General features: G+C 71.1%; 10 protein-coding genes and 1 pseudogene. 4 read left to right on the top strand and 7 right to left on the bottom strand.

The window, feature by feature from the left end:
- Positions 1–774: MFS transporter (locus E1294_RS50440; RefSeq protein ID WP_132520001.1), on the bottom strand; the 774-nt coding region annotated here is incomplete at its 3' end.
- Entirely contained in the window at positions 774–1,136 is a 363-nt protein-coding gene (locus E1294_RS50435; protein WP_132519998.1) for a hypothetical protein, read from the bottom strand. The genes E1294_RS50440 and E1294_RS50435, both read right to left, overlap by 1 nt.
- Positions 1,137–1,289: 153 nt before the next feature.
- Between E1294_RS50435 and E1294_RS50430 the strand changes: the two genes are divergently transcribed.
- On the top strand, positions 1,290–1,910 hold the full coding sequence (locus E1294_RS50430) for a cytochrome C assembly family protein (RefSeq protein ID WP_132519995.1): 621 nt from the start codon (positions 1,290–1,292) through the stop codon (positions 1,908–1,910).
- 53 nt (positions 1,911–1,963) lie between these two features.
- Here E1294_RS50430 and E1294_RS50425 read toward each other — a convergent pair whose 3' ends face one another.
- Entirely contained in the window at positions 1,964–2,533 is a 570-nt protein-coding gene (locus E1294_RS50425; protein WP_132519992.1) for a TetR/AcrR family transcriptional regulator, read from the bottom strand.
- A gap of 89 nt (positions 2,534–2,622) precedes the next feature.
- Between E1294_RS50425 and E1294_RS50420 the strand changes: the two genes are divergently transcribed.
- Positions 2,623–4,056 carry a DHA2 family efflux MFS transporter permease subunit gene (locus E1294_RS50420; protein ID WP_220448415.1) on the top strand — a complete coding sequence of 478 codons (1,434 nt, stop codon included), beginning with the start codon at positions 2,623–2,625 and terminating at the stop codon, positions 4,054–4,056.
- A 79-nt stretch (positions 4,057–4,135) separates the two neighbouring features.
- Here E1294_RS50420 and E1294_RS56895 read toward each other — a convergent pair whose 3' ends face one another.
- Positions 4,136–4,594, bottom strand: a complete 459-nt coding sequence (locus E1294_RS56895; RefSeq protein WP_246083859.1) for a site-specific integrase — start codon at positions 4,592–4,594, stop codon at positions 4,136–4,138.
- 48 nt (positions 4,595–4,642) lie between these two features.
- Positions 4,643–4,894 (bottom strand): hypothetical protein, encoded by a 252-nt coding sequence (locus E1294_RS56890; RefSeq protein WP_246083858.1) that lies wholly within the window; start codon positions 4,892–4,894, stop codon positions 4,643–4,645.
- 40 nt (positions 4,895–4,934) lie between these two features.
- On the opposite strand from E1294_RS56890, the gene E1294_RS53885 reads away from it, so the two are divergent.
- Complete coding sequence (locus E1294_RS53885) at positions 4,935–5,120, top strand: hypothetical protein (protein ID WP_165977941.1); 186 nt, start codon at positions 4,935–4,937, stop codon at positions 5,118–5,120.
- Here the strand turns inward: E1294_RS53885 and E1294_RS57885 are convergent.
- A pseudogene (locus E1294_RS57885) lies at positions 5,085–5,432 on the bottom strand (tyrosine-type recombinase/integrase); the annotation flags it as partial. The gene E1294_RS53885 and the pseudogene E1294_RS57885 sit on opposite strands and share 36 nt — an antisense overlap.
- On the opposite strand from E1294_RS57885, the gene E1294_RS50405 reads away from it, so the two are divergent.
- On the top strand, positions 5,398–6,042 hold the full coding sequence (locus E1294_RS50405; RefSeq protein ID WP_246083860.1) for a site-specific integrase: 645 nt from the start codon (positions 5,398–5,400) through the stop codon (positions 6,040–6,042). The pseudogene E1294_RS57885 and the gene E1294_RS50405 overlap by 35 nt on opposite strands.
- Before the next feature lie 24 nt (positions 6,043–6,066).
- Here the strand turns inward: E1294_RS50405 and E1294_RS50400 are convergent, their stop codons facing one another.
- On the bottom strand, positions 6,067–6,273 hold the full coding sequence (locus E1294_RS50400; RefSeq protein ID WP_132519986.1) for a hypothetical protein: 207 nt from the start codon (positions 6,271–6,273) through the stop codon (positions 6,067–6,069).
- Positions 6,274–6,436 lie beyond the last annotated feature (163 nt).

The raw sequence follows: 6,436 nt of genomic DNA, 5'->3' as shown, positions 1-6,436 counted from the left end.
GGCCATCACCGCCACCAGCCCGCCCTGCACCACGGCCATGGCCAGCCCCGTCACCGCCAGGGCCAGCCCGATCGCGGTGGCGTCCCAGCCATAACGGTCCCGGCCCAGAAAGGCGAGCGTGGTCTCCATGCCGACGAAGGCCGCCATCGCCAGGAAGGCGGCCGCGGCCAGCAGCAGCACCGGCGCACGCGCCCTAGGCTCGCCGCCCGGCTCGGTCTGTGCCAGGCTCCGGGCGGGCTCGGGCAGCCAGATCAGCGCGGCCACCAGGTTGGCCGCGGCGAGCGCGGCGGCCACGTGCGCGCAGACGGCGAACCCCCACGGCGCCAGCACCCCGCCGAGCGCAGGGCCGAGCACGAACGCCAGCGCGATGGCCGCGCCGAGCTGCGCCATCGCGCCGGTGCGCCGCTCGGCCGGCACCGCGTCCGCGACGTACGCGTGCGCCACCGAGATGCTGCCCCCGCACGCCCCGGCCAGCGCCCGGCAGGCCAGCAGCCAGACCAGCGAGCCCGCCATCCCGGTCAGCGCGAGCGACACCGCCGAGCCGGCCAGCGCGAGCAGCACCACCGGCCGCCGCCCGTACCGGTCGGACAGCCGGCCCAGCACCGGCGCGGCCAGGAACTGCGTCACCGAGTAGGAGCTCATCAGCGCCCCGAACCACAGCCCGCCCGCCCCCAGCTCGGCGGCGAAGAACGGCAGTGAGGGCAGGACCAGGGTGAAACCCAGTAGGTCGACGAACACCGTGGCCGCGATGACCAGTTGCGCCCTGCGCCGCATCACCCGGCACCCTGCCAGATCTGCAGCAGCCGGCCCGTCACCACGCCCACCGCGAACCCGGCCACAACGAGAATCCCCGAACCCCAACGACTGCGCTCCGCCAAAGCCAGCACCACCCCGCCCAGCGGGATCAGCGCACTTCCCAACAGGTAGCCGTACAACGTCACGAGGTCCCGAACCCCGGTATCGCCGATCGCCGCCGCGACCGTCACCCCGGCCTGCACCAGCACGGCCACCTCCAGAACGGCGAACCCGCAGAGCAGGACCACGCCCATGGCGTGGTTGCGCACGGCCGAGACCAGGCTCGCCAGGGCGAGCAGCAGCGCGCCGACGATCACTCCGGTCGCGATCGCGTTGTTCACCCCGCCTCCATGACCGATTGCCGGCCACCTTGGCCATGTGCGTCCTGCATGGTGCCTCCCTGTCGAAGCCGGAGCTGAATCCGCCCCCTCTACTACGTCGTGTAAAACTACATCGTGTAATAGACGCTCCCGCAGGAAGGGTGAGATCAGAAGATGAGCCAGTTACTGGCCGGATCCAGCGACATCATGCTGTTCACAGCAATGATCGGATATGCCCTGGCACTGCTGGCCTACGCCGCCGCCCAGGTTCCGGGGCGCCGACGGGAGCACGATCAGGCCGTACCGGCGCGGGTTCTCGTGCCCGCGGCTGCGACCCCGCCGCCCATGCCACCCCCGGACACCTCCTCCCCAAGGCTGGCGAGCCGCTGCATGCTGGTGGCGGTACTGCTCCATGCGGCGGCCATGGCCGTGCGGGGCGCGGCCACCGGGACGGTGCCGCTGGGCACCATGTACGAGTTCGTCACGGCATCAGCGCTGGCGGTCTCGGTGTCGTACCTGCTGCTCACCCGCACCCGTCCAGAAGCCCGCGCCCTGGGGCTGTACGTGGCGGGCGGCGTCGCCGCCGCACCAGGGTCAGCTGTCACCGGCCTTTACACCGAAGCCGGACCACTCATCCCCGCCCTGCGCTCCGGCTGGCTGGCCATCCATGTCACCGCCGCCGTAGCCGCCAGCGGCGCCTTCACCCTCGGCGCCATCACCTCGGTCTCGTTCCTCTACGCCCGCCGGCACGGCGCCGAAACTGACCCCCAGCCACAAGTAGTGATGGAGGCGTAGCTTGCCGACGGCGGTCGACAGGTAGCGGCTGTTCCACAGCGCGACGGACTGGATCAGACGAGCAACCGGTCGACCAACCCGTCGAGGTAGTCAGGGGTGAGCGGGCCCGCGCCGAACAGGACGCGCATGTAGATCGGCGCCAGGAGATGGTCCAGCACCTCCAGTACGTCAGGCGGGTCCTCACCGCGCCCGCGGGCGCGGTCGAGCATGGCCTGCAACTGCCTGGTGCGGTCGGCCAGAAGCTCGTCGCGCGCCTGAAGGCCCTGCTGACCCTCGCCTGACAGCGCGATGGTCAGCCGCACCAACGCCAGGCCGTCGGGTCCGGTGACCTCGCGGGCCACGTTGGCGGCGTGGGTCCGCAGGTCGCCGGCCAGGCTGCCGGTGTCAGGCATCGGCGACTGCGCGTTGAGCCGGGTCAGCAGCACATCGCTGAGCAGGGCTTGGAGGTTGCCCCACCGGCGGTAGAGGCTGGTGTCGGCCACGCCAGCGCGGGCCGCGATGTCGCCGACTGTGAAGTTTCCGTAGCCGCGCTCCCTCACCAGCTCCGTAACGGCCTGGTGCACTGCCGCGCGGATTCGGGCGCTGCGCCCGCCGGGCCGCCTGGCCCGCCCCTGCTCGTCCATACCCCCACCTTAACGCAGTCGAGACTTGCGTTAGAGCTCATGAGGGTCTATGTTAACGCAGTCATTGACTGCTTTTAGGGGGGATGTTGGTGAAAGCGTTGCTCACTCTGACCTGCGCAGGTCAGTTCATGGTGCTGCTCGACAACACGATCGTCGGCGCCGCCCTGCCCGACATGCAGCAGCGGCTCCACACCGGGCTGACCGGCCTGCAGTGGATCGTCGACGCCTACGTGCTGCTGGTGGCCATGCTGCTGCTGTCGGGCGGCGTCTTCGCCGACCGGTTCGGCCGCAGGCGGGTGTTCCTGGCCGGGGTGGTGGTGTTCACGGCCGCGTCGGTGGTGTGTTCGCTCGCGCCCTCGATCGGCTGGCTGATCGCCGGGCGGGTGCTGCAGGGCGTCGGGGCCGCGGCGCTGAGCCCCGCCTCACTAGCGCTGCTCGCCGCCGCGTATCCCGCCCCGAGGGAGCGCGTCAGAGCGATCGGGTTGTGGGCCGGGTTCAGCGGCATCGGCCTGGCCGCCGGACCGCTGGCGGGCGGGATCCTGGTGGCGTCCTTCGGCTGGCCCGCCATCTTCCTGGTCAACGTGCCCATCGGGGCGGTCCTGCTGCTGGCCGGGCTGCGCGTGCTGGGGGAGTCCCGCAACCCGAGCGCGCCGCCGATCGACGTCCCCGGCACGGTCCTGTCCGTCGCAGGTGTGGGCGCTGTGACCTACGGCCTGATCGAGGGCGGTGCCCGGGGCTGGACTTCGCCGGTGATCCTGGGCAGCTTCGCCGCCGGGCTGGTGCTCCTGGCCGCGTTCGTCGTGGTCGAGGCTCGGGTGTCGACGCCGATGCTGCCGCTGCGGCTGTTTCGTCAGCGGCTGTTCACGGTGTCCAACACGGCGATGGTCGTGGTCGGGTTCGCGCTGATGGGGTCGTCGTTCTTCTTCTCCCAGTTCTTCGTCTACGTCCAGGGCACTTCGATCCTGGCCGCCGGGCTGCAGACCCTGCCCGTCTCGCTGGCCATGGTGATCGTCAGCCCGTACGCGGGCCGGTTCGCGGCCAGGTACGGCTTCCGCGTCGTCGTCAGCATCGGCCTGGCCCTGGCCGGGCTGGGGCTGCTGGCGCTGAGCTTCGTCCACGCCGATACCGGCTACGGGAACGTGTGGTGGCGGCTCGCGGTCGCCGGCATCGGGTTCGCTCTCACCATGTCGCCGCTGACCGGGGCCGCCATCCAGGCGGTCAGCCCGCAGGAGGGCGGCCTCGCCTCGGGCGTCAGCAGCACCACCCGGCAGATCGGCGCGGTGCTCGGCGTGGCGGTGCTCGGCGCGATCGTCCACACGCGGGAGTCCGGGGGAGCCTCCTTCGAATCCGGCCTCAACAGCGCTTTCCTCGCGGCGGGTGCCGTGACGCTGGCCTGTGCCGTGTTCACCGGCCTGTGGCTGACCGCGGCCCGGACGCCGAGGGGCGTCCGGGCAGAACAGCCAGGAGACCAAGCAGTCAGTGAGCGGTCGCTGACAACTCCTCCCAGTCGGCCCACGTCTTGAGCCGCTTGGCGTAGGCCTGCTGGGTCATCCACAACCCTTCGGTGCCGAAGAACACCCGCAGCGGCGAGCGAGCCGCCGGTCATGGCCCAGAACTCCCATAGCTCCGGCCAGCCGCCACCCGGTTGATCGGTGGGTACGGCGGCGGGGTACCAGGAACCTCGGTGGCCTTGGCGATGGCCTCGGGACCGGGCTTGACGTAGCGCATGGCGGTGCGGGGGTTCTTCTTGTGCCGGGTCTTGCCCGTGATGAGCTGCGGCGGCACTTCGGCCTCACCGAGATGGGTGGCGGCGCTGTGGCGCAGCTGGTGCAGGTCGAGCCCGGCGTACTTCTCGAGCAGGACGCGGGCACGGTCGTAGCCGAGGCGTGCGCGGCCGGTGTGCGGGCAGATGTCGGCGGCCACCGGACGGCGGGCGGCGACCGGGCGGCGTTCGGACAGGAACAGCGGACCGTGCGTGCGCGTGCTGCCGTCCTGGAGCCGGAGTAGCCGGAGTAGCCGGGGCAGCAGGTGGGCAGTGCCGCGCTGTCCAAGTACACCCACTCGACTGTGCCGCCCTTGGACCGGATGGGGGCGCGCCGGTGCTCCAGGTCAAGGTCCTCGACAAATTCCAGCGGCTCTGGCCGCCGTCTCGTAGAGCATTCGCCACACCGCTCGCTCGCGCAGCGGGATGTCGCGGCGTGACAGCATCCGGTAGATGGTGGTCTTGGCGACCGCGCGGGTCTCGTCGGCGGTTTCCTTGCGGCGTTCGGCGTCGGCCGGGATCGAGGGCGCGGTCCAGTGCTTCTTGCTCTGGCACCAGGCCAGCCAGGAGGTGTGAGGCGCCCCGGATCTTCGGGACACATTCCCAACTAAGGTTGAGGGAGAACCGGAAGGGAAGGCTGTGGCGGCGCGTAACCGACGATTCAGCCAGGAGTTCAAGGACGAAGCCGTCCGCATGGTGCTGGGTGATGCGGGCGGAGGTCTCTTCACCGAGTCGCACGTAGTGGCCGAGGCTGGCCAGGTGCTGGTGGCGGCTCTTGGCTTGCAGCTCGGGCGCGCTGCGCCCGGCCTGGGCGAGATGCTGTAGCGCCGAGTGCCGCAACTGGTGCAGGGTCCAGCCTTGCCGGTGTGGGTCGAGTGCGGCGGAGGCGCTCTTGAACAAGTGCTCGGCGCGCGGGTAGGACAGCCGGCCGCGCCGGGTGGTGGGGTCGATGTCGCCGTCCGCCGGCACTGTGGGGCCGGAGGTGGGAGCGCGCCGGTCGGCCAGGAACACCGGCCCGCTCGTGCGGCCGGCCAGCAGCCGGGGCAGCAGCCGGGCCGTGGGGGTGGCCCAGTGCACGTACTCGATCGCGCCGCCCTTGGAGGTGACGCGGGCACGGCGGAAATCGCGGGCCGCCATCGACCGGTTGATCGCCCGCCGGGAGGTGCATCTTCGGGAGAAGACGCTGTATCGGATGCTGTATGAGAGCGCCGGCCGGTCGGAAGAGATCTTGGGCGTGAACATCGAGGATCTGGACTTCGCGGGGCGCCGATGTCAGGTCAAGGCCAAGGGCGCACGGACCAAGGCCCGCCGTCGCGGCCAGGTGCGTGAGGACTTCGTGCTGGAGACCCTGTATTGGGATGCCGGCACCGCCCGGCTGCTGCCTCGTCTGCTGAAGGGCCGCACGCGCGGCCCGGTGTTCCTCACCCACCGCCGCCCCGGGCCCGGGAAGGTGGTCAACTCGCGGGACGTGTGCCCTGACACCGGGCTGGCCCGGCTGTCGTATGGGCAGGCCCGTGCCCTGCTGGATGAGCACACCGCCGTCGGCGGTCCGGGCACGGGCTGGAACCTGCACGAGTTCCGCCACTCGGCCCTGACCCATCTCGGGCAGGCAGGAGCGAGCCTGCTGATGCTGATGGCCAAGTCCCGGCACAAGAAGCCGGAAAACCTGCGCCGCTACTTCAAGCCCTCCCCGGAATCGATCGCCGAGCTCACCAGCTTGCTCGCGCCCGGCGCCAGCAGGCGCTGAACCAGGAGGCAGCATCAGCTCGGGTCAGCGGTCGTGGTCGGCGTTCCTCCACCACGCCAGGGTGCCCATCACGCCGGCCGCGCCGGTGGTCAGGACGAGCAGGATGCTGAGGGGGCCCGGAGGGGCGTGGCCGGGACCGGCGATGCCCGCGTACAGGCCGGGGACCGAGTCTTCTTCGCCACCCGGGGGGCAGAGTGCGCGCCCGGATGGAGAGAGCGACCTGCTGGCCAATGAGGCTGCTCCCTGGGCACACCCGTCACGGACATCATGCCCCGACGCGCCGACGGTTGGGGATGCCGGGTGGGCGTCCGGTGCCGGGCCTGGAGGGTTTGGGTGCACCGGCTGTCTGGGTAAGCGCGGGACGCGGGTTCCGGAACCCGCTTAGGGTCGGGGC

The organism is Nonomuraea diastatica, assembly GCF_004349015.1.
Taxonomy (GTDB): domain Bacteria; phylum Actinomycetota; class Actinomycetes; order Streptosporangiales; family Streptosporangiaceae; genus Nonomuraea; species Nonomuraea diastatica.
Note: the sequence above shows the minus strand (reverse complement) of the source record. Positions and strands in the feature narration are given on the sequence as shown.